This window comes from Lysinibacillus sp. BSL11, assembly GCF_052928325.1.
Window position 1 is genome coordinate 160516 of sequence record NZ_JAVGCX010000011.1, and the last position, 17741, is coordinate 178256.

Genomic DNA, 17741 nt, shown 5'->3' on the forward strand with positions numbered 1-17741 from the left:
ACTATGTTTACATGCATGCTAGTCTAGTTAGCAGTAGATTTTGATTATACAGAATGCCGAAAGCTCCCAGGGAATCCTTCTTTGGGAGCTTATCATTTGAAAGGACGACACCTAGCATGAATAAAAATATTTTACTTTGTGTTTCAGGCGGGATTGCCGTATATAAGGCTGTGGCACTCGTAAGCAAGCTATCACAAGCAGGAGCCAATGTAAAAGTCATCATGACAGCCTCTGCTAGACAGTTTGTAAATCCATTAAGTTTTCAAGTGATGTCCAAAAATGATGTTTATTTTGACACATTTGATGAAAAAGATTCAAGTGTGATTGCTCATATAGACTTAGCAGACTGGGCTGATTTAATTTTAGTAGCGCCAGCTACAGCAAATATAATAGGCAAAATGGCCAATGGTATAGCAGATGATATGATCACAACAACCCTGCTTGCTACGACAGCACCCGTATGGATTGCACCAGCTATGAATGTACACATGTACGACCATCCTGCGGTAAAACGGAATTTGGATAGGCTATCAGCTGATGGCTACAAATTTATTGAGCCTTCCGAAGGATTTTTAGCATGTGGCTATGTCGGGAAGGGCCGTCTAGAGGAGCCAGAAAAAATCACTGCACTTGTTCAAGATTTTTTTTCGGGAAAAACAAAACCACTAACAGGTAAAACAGTCATAGTGACAGCAGGTGCCCTGCATGTACCATTGGATGAACAGCATGTAATTAGTTCACAGGCAAATGGAGCCATAGGACGAGCTTTAGCACATGAAGCAAGAATGCTAGGCGCACATGTGATTGAAATAGAAAATGCAAATTTGTTTGATGCTATTCAGCAATTGGAAGCTTATAAAATCCAATATCCTCAAGCAATATTGATCCATGCAGCAAATGTGCCGACTATAAAGGAAACGCCCATCATTTCAGTAGAAGGCATAAAAGCGATCACTTTCGGACAAAAAGTGCAAGGAACACCAATGCTTAATATACTTTCTGAGAGATGGATTGATTTTAGTGAAAAAGCGCAGCTTAACGGACAGTTTTTGGCTACAATTAACCCACAACTTTTTGCTCAGACATTATGGTCTTATATTATAAAGGGTGAGGAACAATGAGCTTTTTGATAGCAGAGGTCATTGTAGATGTCTCTACTTACCATGTAGATCGTCCATTTGATTATCAAGTACCTGTAGAATGGATTAGTGTTATCGAATTAGGAAGTCGTGTTAAAGTGCCATTTGGTCCAAGAAATGTCCTGGGTTTTGTTGTTGGATTGAAGAAAGAAACAGATGTACCGTTAAATAAACTAAAGGCAATCAATCAAATTTTAGATATGGAGCCAGTCCTGACAGAAGAAATGTTGCGAATGGCGAAGTGGTTGAAGAACGATACGATTTGCTATGAAATAGATGCCTTGCAAGTGATGTTACCATCTGCACTTCGAGCCAAGTATGAAAAAATGATTAAGCTACAACAAGATCAACAATTGCCACTAGAGGTACAGGCTATATTCGGGAAGCGTCAACGAGCAAATTTTAAAGAATTTGAGCGAGCAGGTTTACTACCCCTATTGAAACAATTGGTTGCAGATAACATTGTTACAATCGAATATGTTGTGAAGCAACAGGGAAATGTGAAAGAAATTCGAATGGTTCAAATAACAGCAGACCAACAACTTATTGAACGTGCCTTAGAGCAGTCATCCAGGGCAGTTAAACAACGGCTATTATTGCAATGGATGTGCCAACACTTAGGAGAGGTTTTTACTCCCCAACGAATTTGTGACGAAGCAGGGGTCTCTATATCAGTATTAGAGGCAGTAATTGACAAAGGAGCTGCTCAATTTATTCAAGAGGAAGTATTTCGTGATCCATTTACGAAGGAAGTTTCACGTACACAAGCCTTACAATTAACGGATGAGCAGCAGGTTGCTCTCCAAGCTATTACTACAGCTATGGACCAGCAAATGGCGCAAACCTTTTTATTACATGGTGTAACCGGGAGTGGTAAAACAGAGGTTTATTTGCAGGCTATTCAAAAGGTATTAGAAGAAGGAAAAGAAGCCATTATGTTGGTACCTGAAATCTCTTTAACGCCACAAATGACTGAACGATTCCGCAGTCGCTTTGGTGAGATGGTTGCTGTGATGCATAGTGGATTATCTGTAGGGGAGAAATATGATGAATGGCGTAAAATCCAACAAGGCAAAGTGAAGGTCGTAGTTGGAGCTCGTTCAGCTATTTTTGCTCCCTTTACGAATATAGGGCTTATTATATTGGATGAGGAACATGAATCAACTTATAAGCAAGAAGATTCACCGCGTTATCATGCAAGAGATGTAGCCATCTGGCGTAGCGAATTTTATAAATGTCCTATTATTTTAGGGAGTGCAACACCAGCATTAGAATCATTTGCAAGAGCTAAAAAGGGAGTATATAAGCTACTCTCATTAAAACACCGTGCTTTACATCAGGCTTTGCCGACTGTTTTTATTGCAGATATGCGTGAAGAGCTGAGACAAGGTAATCGTTCGATGTTTTCCCAATCATTGATTGAAGCAATCCGTTTAAGACTTGAGAAAAAAGAGCAAATGGTGCTGTTTTTAAACCGTCGTGGCTATTCTTCATTTGTACTCTGCCGAGATTGTGGAACAGTTGTCCAATGTCCAAATTGTGATATTTCATTAACCTATCATCGAACAACTGAAAAATTGAAATGTCATTATTGTGGTTACGAGGAACATGTTCCACAAATATGTCCGCAATGTCAAAGTGATCATATTCGTTATTTTGGGACAGGTACACAAAAGGTGGAAGAGGAACTGTATAAGTTGTTTCCTGAGGCAAGAGTATTACGTATGGATGTAGATACTACGAAGCATAAGGGGGCACATGAAGAAATATTGGAGACATTTGGGGCAGGGCAAGCAGATATTTTGCTGGGTACTCAAATGATTGCAAAGGGTCTAGATTTTCCAAATATTACGCTAGTCGGTGTACTTAGTGCCGATACATCCTTACATTTACCTGATTACCGAGCAGCAGAGCGAACATTTCAGCTATTAACACAGGTAAGTGGCCGGGCTGGGAGACATGACAAGCTAGGGGAAGTCATCATTCAAACGTATACACCTGAGCATTACGCAATTGAATTAGCTAAAACCCAAGAGTATGAACCATTTTATGAACGTGAGATGTTTTTACGTCGCAGATCCAACTATCCACCTTATTATTTTGTAGCTCTTATTCAATTATCCCATGAAGATGTCATGATGGCTGCTGAATATGCTGGTCGAGTGGCTGATTGGTTACGAGGAAACTTATCGAATCAAGTCGCAATAATAGGACCAACAACTGCGAGTATTGCTCGTCTCCAAAATAGATATCGTTATCAATGTTTGATAAAATATAAAATTGAACCAAATCTAATTCCTGTGTTACAACGTCTACTTGCCATGTATAGAGCAGAGTGGATTAAGCAAGGAATATTAATGACGGTAGATTTAGATCCATCTACTATATAGTTAGCATGTAATAGTAGCACGATTTCTAATAAAAGTATCAATTAGCTAGTGCACTAGCTTTAAAGCAGAAATGAGGAAATAATAATGGCTATAAAAAAAGTAATTGAAAACCCTGCAAAGGTACTATCAACACCGTGTGCTGAAGTGACAGAAATAAATGATGAAATAATTACGTTACTTGATGATTTATATGACACAATGGTGGAATATGATGGCGTTGGAATTGCGGCACCACAAATAGACGTAGGGTTACGGGTAGCAATTGTTGAACTAGGTGAAGAACGTGATATTTTAGAAATGATTAATCCAACTGTCGTTGAAACGGACGGAGCAGAAGTAGATATTGAAGGATGCCTGAGCTTTCCAGGTTTATATGGAGAAGTAGAACGTCCTAGTTATGTCAAAATTGAAGCATGTGATCGTGAAGGACGTGTTTATGAATTAGAGGCAGGTGGCTTTGATGCACGTGCGATCTTACATGAAATTGATCATTTAGATGGTGTGCTTTTCGATTCAAAAATCAAGCGTATTGTCACAGCAGAAGAACTAGAAGAAATGTACGCCGAAGAGGAGGAATAAAATGACATCTATCGTTTTTATGGGGACACCTGACTTCTCCGCACCTATTTTGCGTATGCTACATGATGAAGGATATGCTATTAAAGCAGTTGTAACACAACCAGATCGTCCAGTTGGGCGTAAACGAGTACTAACACCGCCGCCAGTAAAGGCAACAGCGTTGGAACTTGGCTTGCCAATTATTCAACCCGAAAAATTGCGTGGCTCCGAGGAGTTACAGCAGATTCTTGCTTTACAGCCTGATCTAGTGATAACAGCAGCATTTGGACAGATACTACCCAAAGAATTATTAGATGCACCAGCTCTAGGCTGCATTAATGTCCATGCATCACTATTACCAAAATATCGTGGAGGTGCTCCAATTCACCAAGCCGTCATGGATGGTGAAAAAGAAACAGGAGTAACGATCATGTATATGGCAGAAAAGCTTGATGCGGGAGATATTATCTCTCAAAAAGCAATCCCTATTGAAGAAGATGATCATACTGGTGGACTTTTTGATAAGCTAAGTATGGTTGGCTGTGAATTACTCAAGGAAACACTTCCTTCTATTATAAATGGTACAAATAATCGTACAGTTCAAGATGAAGAACAAGTTACCTTTGCAAGTAATATTTCAAGGGAACAAGAACGGATCGATTGGACAAATGATGCTATTACTTTATACAATCAAGTGCGCGGTCTTCATCCGTGGCCTGTTGCTTATACCACTTTTGAGTATGGTAATTTTAAAATTTGGTGGGCAACGATTGGCAAAAGTAAGCATGAGGTGAATCCAGGTACAGTTGTTGCCATTGATAAAGATCATTTTGAGGTAGCAGCTGGCAACGGGACAACTTTAGCATTATATGATGTGCAACCAGCTGGTAAAAAGCGCATGACCGCAGAGGAATATTTACGTGGGACAGGTTCTAAATTACAGATTGGGGACCAATTCAAATGAGTAAAAAAAGTGTAGTGATTTGGGATGGCAATGTACGAGATGCCGCATTGTCAATTCTATTAGCAGTTGATAAAAATCAGGCTTATAGCAACTTATTGCTAAATGAAACGATTAAACGGCATAAAATTGAAGCAAAAGATCGTGCTTTATTGACTGAAATAACGTATGGAACTTTACAGTATAAAATGACACTTGATTATTACTTAGAGCCATTTATTCGCGGTTCAATTGATCATTGGGTTCGCTGGTTATTAAGAATCTCGTTGTATCAAATCCATTATTTAACACGTATCCCTCCACACGCTGCAGTAAACGAAGCAGTAGAAATTGCCAAGCGTCGAGGGCATCGTGGAATCGCTTCTATGGTCAATGGCATATTAAGATCCGTGTTACGCAGTGGAGTCCCTTCAACAGATGACATAGCAGATCCAATTGAGCGTCTTTCTATAGAGACAAGTCATCCAATGTGGTTAGTTCAAAGATTTGTTGATAACTACGGTCTTGAAGTGGCGACTGAAATGTTGCATGAAAATAATAGACCACCTGTGCAGACTGTGCGTGTTAATACAACAAAAGCAACTGTACAACAAGCAATTGCCGAGTTAGAGGCAGAAGGATTAACGGCTATTCAAAGCGATGTTATACCAGAGTGCTTATACATTACAAACGGTCAACCAGCTCGTACAAAATCCTTCAAAGAAGGTATGATTACTATTCAGGATGAAAGTTCAATGATACCTGCTAATGTGCTAAATCCATCGCCAGGTATGCGTGTCTTGGATATGTGCGCGGCACCTGGTGGAAAAACAACACATATTGCCGAAATAATGAAAAATGAAGGGTCTATTTTAGCAACAGACCTTCATCCACATAAATTAGATTTAATCGACCATAATACAGAGCGTCTAGGGCTTGATATTGTTGAAACAGCCCCAATAGATGGACGGAAAGCACCAGAATTTTTACAAGCAGCGTCTTTTGATGCTATCTTAGTCGATGCACCATGTAGTGGACTAGGCGTTATGCGACGTAAGCCAGATATTAAATATACAAAGCGAGAAGAGGATTTAGAAAGTCTTCAAAAAATCCAATTAGCTTTACTTGATGCAGCAACGAAAGTTTTGAAAACAGATGGTAAGCTTGTATACAGTACGTGTACAGTAGACATACAAGAAAACGAAGGCACTGTGAAAGCCTTTTTAACAGCACATCCAGAAATGGAAGCTATACAACTAGAATCTTTACCAACAAAATTAGCGGAAAAGCAAGCTAATGGCATGCTTCAAGTCTTTCCACAAGACTTTGGCAGTGACGGTTTCTTTGTCGCCGCCTTTCGTAAAAAAGGAGAATCCAACTAATGGTGGATCAAGAGAAATTTAATGAACGTATTAACGATTTAGTCGAAGAAGCAGAAGAAAAGCCCGTTCGACGTGTGAAAAAAGAAAAGCCAAATTTAAAAGAATCCATTTATTCGTTACAACCTCATCAATTAGAAGAATGGCTAAAGGAAAATGGCGAAAAGCCTTTCCGTGCTGCTCAAATTTTTGACTGGCTGTATAATAAACGTGTAAAGACATTTGAAGAAATGTCAAACCTTTCAAAGGGATTACGCGAAAAACTAACTGCAAATTTTGCATTATCCACACTATCAACCATTATTAAACAAGAATCTAAAGATGGTACCATTAAATTTTTATTCCAATTACAAGATGGCTATTCAATAGAAACTGTGTTAATGCGCCATGAATATGGAAATTCTGTCTGTGTAACAACACAAGTAGGCTGCCGAATTGGCTGTACGTTTTGTGCATCCACTTTAGGTGGTTTGAAGCGACATTTATTAGCAGGAGAAATTGTGGAGCAAGTTGTCAAAGTACAGCAAACATTAGATGAATTGGGCGAGCGAGTATCTCATATTGTCATTATGGGTATTGGTGAACCTTTCGATAACTATGATGCAATGATGAATTTCTTAAAAGTGATCAATCATGAAAAAGGTTTAAATATCGGAGCACGTCATATCACGGTTTCAACATCGGGTATTGTACCTAAAATTTACCAATTTGCGGATGAACAATTACAAATTAACTTTGCTGTTTCTCTGCATGCGCCAAACCAAGAAGCACGTCAAAAGCTAATGCCAATTGCCCGTGCTTATAAATTGGAAGAATTAATGGATGCTGTGCGATACTATACAAAAAAAACAGGTCGACGAGTGAGTTTTGAGTATGGGCTGATGTCTGGTGAAAATGATTCAGTAGAAATAGCAGAGGAACTATCTGCTTTAATTAAAGGAATTAAATGTCATGTCAACTTAATTCCTGTAAACTATGTACCGGAACGTGATTATGTTCGTACATCTCGTAGTCAAATTTTTGCTTTTGAAAAAACATTAAAGAAAAATGGTATTAACGTAACGATCCGCCGAGAGCAAGGTTCAGATATCGCTGCTGCGTGTGGTCAATTACGTGCACAAGAGAGATCTGAAGAGACGAGGTGACCAGTATTGGAATACACAGTCGAAAGTGATATTGGTTTAAAACGATCCATTAATGAGGACCGTGCTGCATTCTTTAAACGTCCAGATGGGCTTGCACTAGCACTTGTAGCGGATGGCATGGGTGGTCATAATGCTGGTGATGTAGCAAGTGATATGGCAATTCAACAAATGGAATCCTTTTTTTTACAGGCAGACACACATCATTTTGTATCCACAACATCAAAAAAAGAATGGTTATTACAAACAGTTAAGCAATTGAATAAAACAATATATGACTATTCTTTATCACATGAAGACTGTAAAGGAATGGGCACGACATTTATTGCAGTGTTAATCGAAGAACAACATTGCTTCATTGCACATGTGGGTGACAGTCGTGTGTATTATTTCTTTGAAGATGGTGCACAACAAATAACAAGAGATCATTCATATGTGAACGTCTTGGTCGAAAATGGTGAGATAAGCGAAGAAGAGGCTTTGACACATCCAAAGAAAAATTTCATCTTAAAAGCGGTTGGGACAGAGGAAACAATCGAACCAGACTTTTATGAAGTAGATTTAGCATCAGAATCGTATTTACTCATTTGTTCAGATGGCTTAAGCAATAAACTAACTGTTTATGAAATGGCATCGATAATTACGTATCCAGACTCCATTAAGGAAAAGGGACGTAAACTTGTAGAATTAGCAAATGCCAGCGGGGGAGAAGACAATATCTCCCTCGTGCTATTAACAAAAAGGGATGAGGAGGTGTAAGAATGCTTGTAGGTAAAAGAATTAGTGACCGTTATAAAATTTTAGAACTCATTGGTGGCGGAGGTATGTCCAATGTTTATTTAGCACACGATATGATCTTAAATCGTGATGTAGCCATTAAAATATTACGCTATGATTTTTCCAATGAGGATGAATTACATCGACGTTTTCAACGTGAGGCACTGTCTGCTACAAGTCTTACACATCCGAATATTGTTAGTGTTTATGATGTAGGTGACGATGGAGATCTACACTATATTGTGATGGAATATGTTCAAGGAAAAACATTAAAGCAGTACATACAAGAATTTGCACCAATTTCTCCTGCTAGAAGTGTGCATATTATGAAGCAATTAACGTCTGCCATTGCCAATGCCCATGAAAACCATATTATCCACCGTGATATTAAACCGCAAAATATTTTAATGGATGCGGAAGGTAATGTGAAAGTTACGGATTTTGGTATTGCGATGACGTTAAGTGCTACATCATTTACTCAAACAAATTCTGTGCTTGGTACAGTGCATTATTTATCACCAGAGCAAGCTCGCGGCGGTACAGCTACAAACAAATCAGATATTTACGCACTCGGTATTGTGTTATATGAATTATTAACAGGTGAACTTCCGTTTTCTGGTGAATCTGCTGTTTCAATAGCACTTAAGCATTTACAAGCCGAAACGCCTTCTGTTCGAGCATTTGATGCAACGATTCCCCAAAGCTTGGAAAATGTAGTATTAAAGGCTACTGCCAAAGATGCATCCCATCGTTATACGACAGTGGAAGAAATGTATGAAGATTTGGAAACCGTACTATCACCATCTAGAATCAATGATCCCAAATTTGTCATACCTGTGGATAATGATGTAACGAAGGCTATTCCTATCATTAAAGAGCAGATGCATAAAAAAGACGAAGATTTAACTAAAACAAGAGTTATTGAACCAATTATGGAAGCTAAAGCTCCATCTCAACCGCAACCTAAAAAGCCTGTAGAAAAGCCAGTTCCTGTTAAGGCAAAGAAGAAAAATTGGCCCAAATATGTTGCAGGACTATTCATTGCAGCGATTGTCATTTTCTTATTCTTTATTTTTGCAAAAGATTTATTTAGCCCGAAAAAAGTGGCTATACCAGATGTAGCAAATTTAACAATAGAGGAAGCGACAAAAAAATTAGAAGCAGATGGATTTGTTGTTGGTGAAGAGCATCAGGAGCGAAATCATGAGGAAATAGAGAAGGGGAAGGTTATTGAAACGGACCCATCAAAAAATTCATTACGTGAAAAAGGCTCAGAGGTAGACTTAATCGTTAGTTTAGGTGTAGAGATGACGACAGTTGATAATTATGTAGGACAAAATTATAGTCAAGTTGAAGCTTTAATAAAAGGAAAGTATAAAGACGTAATAAAAGAGGATGTCCCTTCTAATGAGCCAGAAGGAAGAATCATTGAGCAAAGCATACCACCAAATTCTGAGGTAGTAGCGAAAGAAGAAACAATCACGTTTAAAGTTAGCCAAGGAGTTAGAATGGTAAGGGTTGAAAACGTTGTAAATTATACGAAAGCTGATATGGATGACTATGTGAAAAGAGCAGGTCTCAATTGGCGTATATCTCGTGAAGAACATCATGAAACCATCCCAGCTGGCAGTGTAATTTCGCAATTGACAAAAGCGGGTACTTTGGTAGAAGAAGGTTCTATGATATCGGTTGTAATTAGTAAAGGGCCAGCAAAACAGCCTGATAAACTACGTCTCATACCTGTAGTCATTGAGTATAAACCTACAGAAGAGGGAATAGCTCAAAATATTCGAATCGAAATTCAGGATAAAAATCATACATTGTCTGAACCTGTTGAAGTATTTGAAATTCTAAGTGATACGCCATACAATATTCAGCTTACAATTGAAGATGGCAAAGATGCAAGTTATAGAATAATTCGTGACTCAGAAATAATTTTAGAAGGCAAAGTTAATTATAATGATGTCGATTAAGGAGGAATTGGATGGCGCAAGGCCAAATAAGAAAAGCATTAAGTGGTTATTATTATGTATTTGATGGACATCAACTGATTCAATGTCGAGGACGCGGGGTATTTCGTAATCGTGGCGAATCCCCACTTGTTGGCGATATTGTAGAGTATACAATGGAAACTGAAGGCTCTGATGGGACTATACAAAAGATTTTAGAGCGTCAAAATGAATTAGTACGTCCGCCAATTGCGAATATTGATCAAGGCATTTTGGTGTTTTCTGTAAAAGAACCGAATTTCAATACCATTTTACTGGATCGTTTTTTAGTTGTGTTAGAATCCTTCCATGTACACCCGATTATTTGTTTAACAAAAATGGATTTGCTAGAAAATGATGAACGTGAGGAATTACAAAATTATATAGCAGATTATGAAAGCATGGGCTATACAGTTTTGCAAACATATAAAGATGAAGAAGAATTAGTTGAACGATTACGTCCTATTTTAAAGGGGAAAACCACTGTTTTAGCTGGCCAATCGGGCGTTGGGAAATCAACTTTACTTAATACGCTCATTCCTGAGTTGAACTTAAAAACGGGTATTATCTCCCAAAGCTTAGGACGGGGGAAACATACCACTCGTCATGTTGAACTGATAGAGGTCTGTGATGGTTTATTGGCAGATACGCCTGGGTTTAGTTCCTTTGATTTTGACGAAATTGAGAAAGAAGAATTAGGTGTATGTTTTCCTGAGATGGCTAGAGTGGCGGATGATTGTAAATTTAGAGGTTGCTTACACTTGAAAGAGCCAAAATGTGCAGTAAAGGCAGCGGTAGAAGCAGGGGAAATTCGAGACTACCGCTACAAGCATTATGAACAATTTATGCAAGAAATTATGGATCGAAAGCCGAGGTATTAATGATGATACAAATAGCACCATCAATTTTAGCAGCAAATTTTGCAAATTTAGGTGAAGAAGTAAAGGAAGTAGAGCAAGCAGGTGCACAACTTATTCATATTGATGTAATGGATGGTCACTTTGTACCGAATATCTCATTTGGTTCCATTGTATTGGATGCTATCCGTCCATTAACGAAGTTACCATTAGATGTGCATTTAATGATAGAAAATCCAGATCAGTATATCGAACAGTTCGCAAAAGCTGGAGCAGATTATATTACGGTACATGTAGAAGCATGCCGTCATTTACATCGAACAATTCAATTAATCCGTTCTTTTGGTGTAAAAGCGGGTGTTGTATTAAATCCACATACACCGATAGAATCAATTCAACACATTTTAGAAGATATTGATATGGTATTATTAATGACTGTTAATCCTGGATTCGGTGGACAAAAATTTATCCATTCTGTTGTACCTAAAATTGAAGCATTATCAACAATAATTAAGGAGCGGGGCTTAGATATTGCCATTGAAATTGATGGTGGTATTACTGCTGAAACAATTGTGCCATGTGCACAGGCTGGAGCGACAATTTTTGTAGCTGGGTCAGCCATCTATAGTAAAGAAGATCGAACAGCTGCTCTTCAAGAGATTTTATTAGCTGGCGAGGCAGCGATTAAAGGATGACGACAGTCGTTGTTTGTGCAGGTGGTCCAAAAAATGAGCTTTGTTCATTTTCATCGTTTCAGCAACAACAGGATGTTGTGTTTATCGGGGCTGATCGTGGCGCCCTATACTTAATTGAGCAGGGAATTACGCCCCATGCCATTGTAGGTGATTTTGATTCTTTAACAGATCAAGAATATCGACAAGTGATGGCACAAACCAATGATCAACAACGTTTCCAAGAAGAGAAAAATGAAACAGACACGGATTTAGCATTGCTGAAAGCCTATACGTTTGAACCACAAGAAATTATTTTGACAGGTGTGACGGGTGGGCGTTTAGATCATTACGAGGCAGCTGTCCGTTCTATTTATCGGTTACAAAAAGAGCATCCTCAAATTGAGTTAAAGATAATCAATCATACTAATATGTTGCAATTTTTACTACCAGGCACACATACAATTTATGCAGATGATCGATACCGTTACTTGTCTTTTTTTGCTCACGAGGAGCCTATTCAAGGTGTAACATTAAGACAAGTAAAATATGAAACAACGAATGAGGAAATTTCCTTAGGAACATCTCGATTTACAAGTAATGAAATAATAGGAACTTCAGGGTCTATATCTTTCTCGCAAGGCATATGTTTAATGATAAGAAGCATAGATTAGCGTAAGGGGGAGAGAGTCCTGAAAGTATATACGTTCCAATTGCCGAAATTCGTGAGTAGTATCACGCGTACGTGTATTAACCTATTTAAAAAAGATAAGAAAGTAAAAAAATCCGACTAGTGTTAGTCGGATTTTTTACTTTCTTATAGAATACTAATCAAGAAAAAAATCGATTGCGCTCAATGCGAAATCGATTTTTTAGAAGCAGCGATTAAACGCGCTCGATTTTACCTGATTTTAATGCACGAGCAGAAACCCATACACGTTTTGGTTTACCGTCAACTAAGATACGAACTTTTTGAAGGTTAGCACCCCAAGTACGTTTGTTAGCGTTCATAGCGTGGGAACGGTTGTTACCAGTACGAGCTTTACGTCCAGTGATTACACATTGTTTTGGCATGTTGTATTCCCTCCTTACTGTTGATGCTGAAAGATTATTATTTCAGTTCGGTATTTCACATACCATAATAATTTAACATACGATGGCGTTCAGTGCAACAGTTTTCACATAACCTTTCAAGAAAAAAACCTTTACAGACATAAAACGTTTATGAAAAGTAGAGAAGTTTAATGGAGAATAGTTCTCCTATCCTTTTCCTCGATAACCAAGTTTTAGCGATACACGTCTACCAGTATCAACTAATCGCTCAATTAATGTATTAATATGATCTTGAGAGACATTAAAGTTTACAAAACCAATACTAACTGCTCCTATCACTTCACCAAAACCATCTAAAATAGAGACAGCAATGGAAGAAGTACCTGCAGTTCGTTCTCCGTGACTTATTGCATAGCCTTGTTGCCGAATTTGGTGAAGCTGCTCCTCTAATTCGGCCATTTCATCTTTAGTTACTAGTTGCTCTAGAATTTCTTTGGATTGTATTGCTGACATTGAGGCAAGTATGGCCTTATTGGCCGCTCCGATATGCATAGGTATGCGGATACCCAATTGATCATAAATACGAATCGGATTTGCTGCACTGTCTATCCGTTCTATAATAATCGTATCTAATCCAGCTGGTTTACTTAAATAAACGCTTTCTTCAACCTCCCTGGCTAATCGTTCTAACTCAGGTCTAATTTTGCTAATATAATCCATCGTATCATACACTTGTAAGCCAAGTTCCATCCATATGGTTCCAAGCCGATAATATTTTGTCTGTTCATCTTGTTCAATCATCCCTTGTTTAATCATGGCTTTTAAAATTCTATGTAAAGTACTTAGCGGTAAATCGCATTTTGTAGAAAGCTCTGAAATGGACAAGCTACTGTCGTTTGCATCAGCAGCTAAAACCTTGGCAATTGTCATTGCCCGCTCTAATAATTGCATTTGTCCCACCTCCCTTCATCCTATTTTATTTTTATTCTCCACCTACGTCTAGTTCCAATATTCCCGTACAAATCAGAAGTCTAAACAAATGCTTTATTTAATACACGAAAGCTACAAAAAGATCCTTTAAGGCTTATTGAATAAATGTTAATACAGCTTTTTTTCCAAGGGTGAATGCAATCCAGATTGAAAGAAAAATAAAAGTTTTCTAAATATATTGACAGTATAGCATAAAACGAATATATTCTTCATATAAACTTTCCTCTTAACGGAAACGTTTTCCACTACACGGAAATGAGGTGAAAGGAATGCATTATTGTTCATCAATGTATGCGCCTTTGAAACACGTTATTGTAAAAGATCCGAAAGATGCTTTCCAAAGCCAAGCACATCTTAGTGAGGAATGGAAAACATTTAACTACTTATCTGAGCCTAATTATGAAGAAGCTCTAAGGGAATACGCTGAATTTATTGGGATTCTTGAAAAATATGTGGAGACTATTGAATATCTGCCTGTAGCAGATGAAGTAGGATTAGATTCTGTCTATGCACATGATCCAGTTAAATTCACACCAAATGGTGCCATTATACTGAAATCAGGCAAAAAATTAAGACAACCAGAGGCAGCAGTATACAAGGACTTTTTACAGCAAAAAGGTATTCCAGTAATTGGTGAACTTACTGGAGAGGCAGTTTCAGACGGTGGAGATATTGTTTGGCTAGATAATCGAACGCTCGTTGTGGGTAGAGGTTATCGAACAAACGATGAAGCCATTCGTCAGTTAAAGGAAATGACAGCCGATATGGTAGATGAATTTATAGTTGTACAACTACCACATGATCTTGGTGAAGCTGAATGTTTACATTTAATGTCTTTCATAAGTATGGTAGATCGAGATTTAGCTGTTGTGCATTCGCGTTTAATGCCAGTATTTTTCAGACAACTGCTAATTGAGCGTGGCATCCAGCTAGTAGAAGTACCTAAAGATGAATATGATTCGTTAGGCTGTAATGTGTTAGCGCTTGCACCAAGGGTATGTGTGATTCCTCAAGGCAACAAAAAAACAAAGCAACAGCTACTTGATGCTGGAGCAACTGTGTACGAATATAAAGGCGATGAAATTACTGTTAAAGGAACAGGTGGGCCGACGTGCCTAACTTGCCCAGTAGTAAGAGGATAAAGGAGAAGATGAAAATGTTTAAAAATGTTATTGTTAAAAATCCAGGAAATAGTTTTGTAAACGGTTTAACAACTAGTGATTTAGGAAAGCCCATTTTAGATAAATTATTTGAACAACATGAACACTATGTAGAGGCTTTAAAAAAATGCGGTGTAGAAGTAACACAATTACCAGCCAATGAAGCATTCCCTGATTCAACATTTGTAGAGGATACAGCTGTATTAACGCCTGAATTTGCTATTATATCGAATCCTGGAGCAGCAGCTCGTAACCGCGAAATTGAAGAAATCGAACCAGCCGTAAAGCAATTCTATGAAAAAATTTACTATATTAAAGGTTCTGGAACACTTGATGGTGGAGATGTATTACAAGCAGAGAAAAAGTTTTACGTAGGGATCTCAGAGCGCACAAATGAAGAAGGCGCGCAGCAATTTAAAGAGATTGTTGAACAAGAAGGCTATGAAACAACTATTATTCCATTAAAAGAATTCTTCCACTTAAAAACTGGAATTGCCTATGTTGGGGAAAATCGTATGGTGCTAGCTGGTGAATTTGTCGATCATCCTGCATTTGAATCTTACGAAAAAATCGTGATTCCTACAGAGGATGAATATTCAGCTAATTGTATTCAAGTAAATGATTATATTATTATTCCAGCTGGCTATCCAGAAACAAATCGTAAATTACTGGACCTTGGCTATCAAACAATTGAACTTGATATGTCTGAATTTAGAAAACATGATGGTGGTTTAAGCTGTTTATCATTACGTTTTTAAGTAAATCTACCAATACCCAATCAATTTAAAAGAGAAAATTGATTGGGTACTTTCATTCTTAAAAAATCAGAATATTTAATATTTTTACATTATATGGGAAGTAGGGATGGATGTTGAATAAAGGGGATCAGCTTCACGATAATCAATTAAAACGTTCGATGAAAAGTCGTCACTTGTTAATGCTTTCACTTGGTGGTGTTATTGGAACAGGCTTATTTTTAAATGTAGGCTATACCATTAATCAGGCAGGACCAGGAGGCGCACTGATTGGTTACTTGTTTGGTGGTTTAATTTTGTTTATGGTCATGAATTGTCTTGGGGAATTGGCTGTTTACATGCCTGTTACAGGCTCTTTCCAAACATATGCAACACGTTTCATCAGTCCTTCAGCTGGTTTTTCATTAGGTTGGATGTATTTTGTCGGGTCTGCTGCCACAGCAGGCGTTGAATTTACGGCTGCAGGTATTTTAATGCAGCATTGGTTTCCTAGTGTACCAATTTGGATATGGTGTGCTGTGTTTATGGTTCTTTTATTTGTCTTAAATGCTTTAACAACGAAGGGCTTTGCTGAAGCAGAGTTCTGGTTTGCTAGTATAAAAGTTGTTGCAGTGATTGCATTTATCATTATTGGTGGAGCGGCAATCTTTGGTTTAATTCCATTAGCAGATCGTCCTACTCCACATCTCACAAATTTAGCACCTTCTGGTTTATTCCCAGCAGGTATTACGATTATTTTTGTCACAATGATGAATGTAATTTTTTCTTATCAGGGATCAGAGCTGGTGGGTATTGCAGCAGGGGAGACCGAGAACCCTGAAAAAAATATTCCACGAGCGATTCGTACAATTCTATTCAGAATCATCGTTTTCTATATTGCTTCCATTATTGTATTATCAGCAATATTCCCAGCATCAGAGCTTGGGCTTATGGAAAGTCCATTTGTCACGTTAATGAATTTAGCTGGTGTACCATATGCCGCTGGTATCATGAACTTTGTTATTTTGACAGCTATTTTATCAGTCGGTAATTCATGTTTATATGCATCAACACGTTTATTATTTTCCATGTCACAAGAGGGGATGGCGCCTAAGTTATTTGGTCGATTAACGAAAAATAAAGTACCTTTAAATGCGCTTATTTTTACGATAGTATTCTCACTCTTATCTTTATTAACTAGTGTAATGGAAGCCGATGCTGTATTTGTATTACTAATGTCGGTAGCAGGTATATCTGTCACAATTTCATGGATGGGGATATGTGCTTCTCAGTTAATGTTCCGTTATCGCTATGTGAAGTCGGGAGGAAATGTGGCTGATCTAAAATTTAAAACACCACTATTCCCGTTGATTCCAGTATTTTGTATAATCTTTTGTGTTTTAATTTTAGTATTTTTAGCGTTTGATCCAACGCAAAGGATTGGTTTACTATACGGGATTGGCTTCTTTATTGCCTGTATAATCTTTTATCAATTGAAATTAAAAAAAGCGGCGACTGCTGCTACATATAGCAAAAGTGAAGAAACACTAGAAGTTCGTTAATCGTACCTCTAATGAATGGGAGTTAAAGGAGAATTTTATGAATACTTTTATGTGGGATACACCCGAAAAACTACGTGCCCTATTATGTGAACTTGTGAGCTGGGAAAGCCGAACATTAACAGCGGGCGAAAATAAATTTGCCTTTCGCTTAAAAGATAAATTGTTAACGCTTCCATACTTTGGAAAGCATCCAGACTTGATTGAATTACATGATGCAGGGCTTGGCAGAAATGCAGTGACAGCCTTCTATAAGCATCCAACGGCAACAGAAACTGTTGTGTTAATCAGTCACTTCGATACCGTGCATACGGAGGAATATGGTGAACTAGAGCCGTTAGCCTTTTATCCAGAAGAACTAACGAAAAAGCTAATGGAACCTAAATACTTAAAAGATTTACCAG

At 37.9% G+C, this 17741-nt stretch carries 17 protein-coding genes and 1 pseudogene; 16 read left to right on the plus strand and 2 right to left on the minus strand.

The window, feature by feature from the left end; genetic code table 11:
• Nucleotides 1–116 precede the first annotated feature (116 nt).
• The 12 genes from coaBC (at nt 117) to spoVM (ending at nt 12635) form a co-directional block, all read left to right on the plus strand.
• A complete protein-coding gene (gene coaBC, locus RCJ95_RS14790; protein WP_221679788.1) occupies nt 117–1121 on the plus strand; it encodes a bifunctional phosphopantothenoylcysteine decarboxylase/phosphopantothenate--cysteine ligase CoaBC in 1005 nt (334 codons plus the stop codon).
• The gene (priA, locus tag RCJ95_RS14795; RefSeq protein ID WP_221679789.1) at nt 1118–3529 is read left to right on the plus strand and encodes a primosomal protein N'; all 2412 of its coding nucleotides are present in this window, start codon (nt 1118–1120) and stop codon (nt 3527–3529) included. The genes coaBC and priA overlap by 4 nt, the downstream gene beginning before the upstream one ends.
• A gap of 84 nt (nt 3530–3613) precedes the next feature.
• Nucleotides 3614–4108: a peptide deformylase gene (gene def / locus RCJ95_RS14800; protein ID WP_004227388.1), complete on the plus strand. Its 495-nt coding sequence runs from the start codon at nt 3614–3616 to the stop codon at nt 4106–4108.
• Nucleotide 4109: 1 nt separating this feature from the next.
• On the plus strand, nt 4110–5051 hold the full coding sequence (gene fmt, locus RCJ95_RS14805; RefSeq protein ID WP_446722436.1) for a methionyl-tRNA formyltransferase: 942 nt from the start codon (nt 4110–4112) through the stop codon (nt 5049–5051).
• Nucleotides 5048–6409, plus strand: coding sequence for a 16S rRNA (cytosine(967)-C(5))-methyltransferase RsmB (gene rsmB / locus RCJ95_RS14810; RefSeq protein WP_221679791.1), 1362 nt, complete (start codon nt 5048–5050; stop codon nt 6407–6409). The genes fmt and rsmB overlap by 4 nt, the downstream gene beginning before the upstream one ends.
• Nucleotides 6409–7551 carry a 23S rRNA (adenine(2503)-C(2))-methyltransferase RlmN gene (gene rlmN / locus RCJ95_RS14815; RefSeq protein ID WP_202342358.1) on the plus strand — a complete coding sequence of 381 codons (1143 nt, stop codon included), beginning with the start codon at nt 6409–6411 and terminating at the stop codon, nt 7549–7551. The genes rsmB and rlmN overlap by 1 nt, the downstream gene beginning before the upstream one ends.
• Before the next feature lie 6 nt (nt 7552–7557).
• Nucleotides 7558–8307, plus strand: coding sequence for a Stp1/IreP family PP2C-type Ser/Thr phosphatase (locus tag RCJ95_RS14820; RefSeq protein ID WP_221679792.1), 750 nt, complete (start codon nt 7558–7560; stop codon nt 8305–8307).
• Nucleotides 8308–8309: 2 nt separating this feature from the next.
• Entirely contained in the window at nt 8310–10298 is a 1989-nt protein-coding gene (gene pknB, locus RCJ95_RS14825; RefSeq protein WP_221679793.1) for a Stk1 family PASTA domain-containing Ser/Thr kinase, read from the plus strand.
• A gap of 11 nt (nt 10299–10309) precedes the next feature.
• Entirely contained in the window at nt 10310–11194 is an 885-nt protein-coding gene (gene rsgA, locus RCJ95_RS14830) for a ribosome small subunit-dependent GTPase A (RefSeq protein WP_202342356.1), read from the plus strand.
• A 2-nt stretch (nt 11195–11196) separates the two neighbouring features.
• Nucleotides 11197–11865: a ribulose-phosphate 3-epimerase gene (gene rpe / locus RCJ95_RS14835; RefSeq protein WP_257522489.1), complete on the plus strand. Its 669-nt coding sequence runs from the start codon at nt 11197–11199 to the stop codon at nt 11863–11865.
• Entirely contained in the window at nt 11862–12515 is a 654-nt protein-coding gene (locus RCJ95_RS14840) for a thiamine diphosphokinase (RefSeq protein ID WP_221679794.1), read from the plus strand. The genes rpe and RCJ95_RS14840 overlap by 4 nt, the downstream gene beginning before the upstream one ends.
• An 18-nt stretch (nt 12516–12533) precedes the next feature.
• Nucleotides 12534–12635 (plus strand): stage V sporulation protein SpoVM, encoded by a 102-nt coding sequence (gene spoVM, locus RCJ95_RS14845; protein ID WP_099805045.1) that lies wholly within the window; start codon nt 12534–12536, stop codon nt 12633–12635.
• Between the two features lie 91 nt (nt 12636–12726).
• On the opposite strand, the gene rpmB is transcribed toward spoVM, so the two are convergent.
• Nucleotides 12727–12915, minus strand: coding sequence for a 50S ribosomal protein L28 (gene rpmB / locus RCJ95_RS14850; protein WP_004227417.1), 189 nt, complete (start codon nt 12913–12915; stop codon nt 12727–12729).
• Nucleotides 12916–13101: 186 nt separating this feature from the next.
• Nucleotides 13102–13845 (minus strand): IclR family transcriptional regulator, encoded by a 744-nt coding sequence (locus RCJ95_RS14855; protein WP_221679796.1) that lies wholly within the window; start codon nt 13843–13845, stop codon nt 13102–13104.
• A 308-nt stretch (nt 13846–14153) separates the two neighbouring features.
• On the opposite strand from RCJ95_RS14855, the gene RCJ95_RS14860 reads away from it, so the two are divergent.
• From RCJ95_RS14860 to RCJ95_RS14875, 4 genes and pseudogenes are all read left to right on the plus strand, one after another.
• Nucleotides 14154–15026, plus strand: a complete 873-nt coding sequence (locus RCJ95_RS14860) for a dimethylarginine dimethylaminohydrolase family protein (protein ID WP_257521287.1) — start codon at nt 14154–14156, stop codon at nt 15024–15026.
• A 14-nt stretch (nt 15027–15040) separates the two neighbouring features.
• Entirely contained in the window at nt 15041–15802 is a 762-nt protein-coding gene (locus tag RCJ95_RS14865) for a dimethylarginine dimethylaminohydrolase family protein (protein ID WP_257521288.1), read from the plus strand.
• Between the two features lie 110 nt (nt 15803–15912).
• Nucleotides 15913–17340, plus strand: coding sequence for an amino acid permease (locus RCJ95_RS14870; protein WP_446722437.1), 1428 nt, complete (start codon nt 15913–15915; stop codon nt 17338–17340).
• Nucleotides 17341–17377: 37 nt separating this feature from the next.
• A pseudogene (locus RCJ95_RS14875) lies at nt 17378–17741 on the plus strand (amino acid degradation protein); the annotation flags it as partial.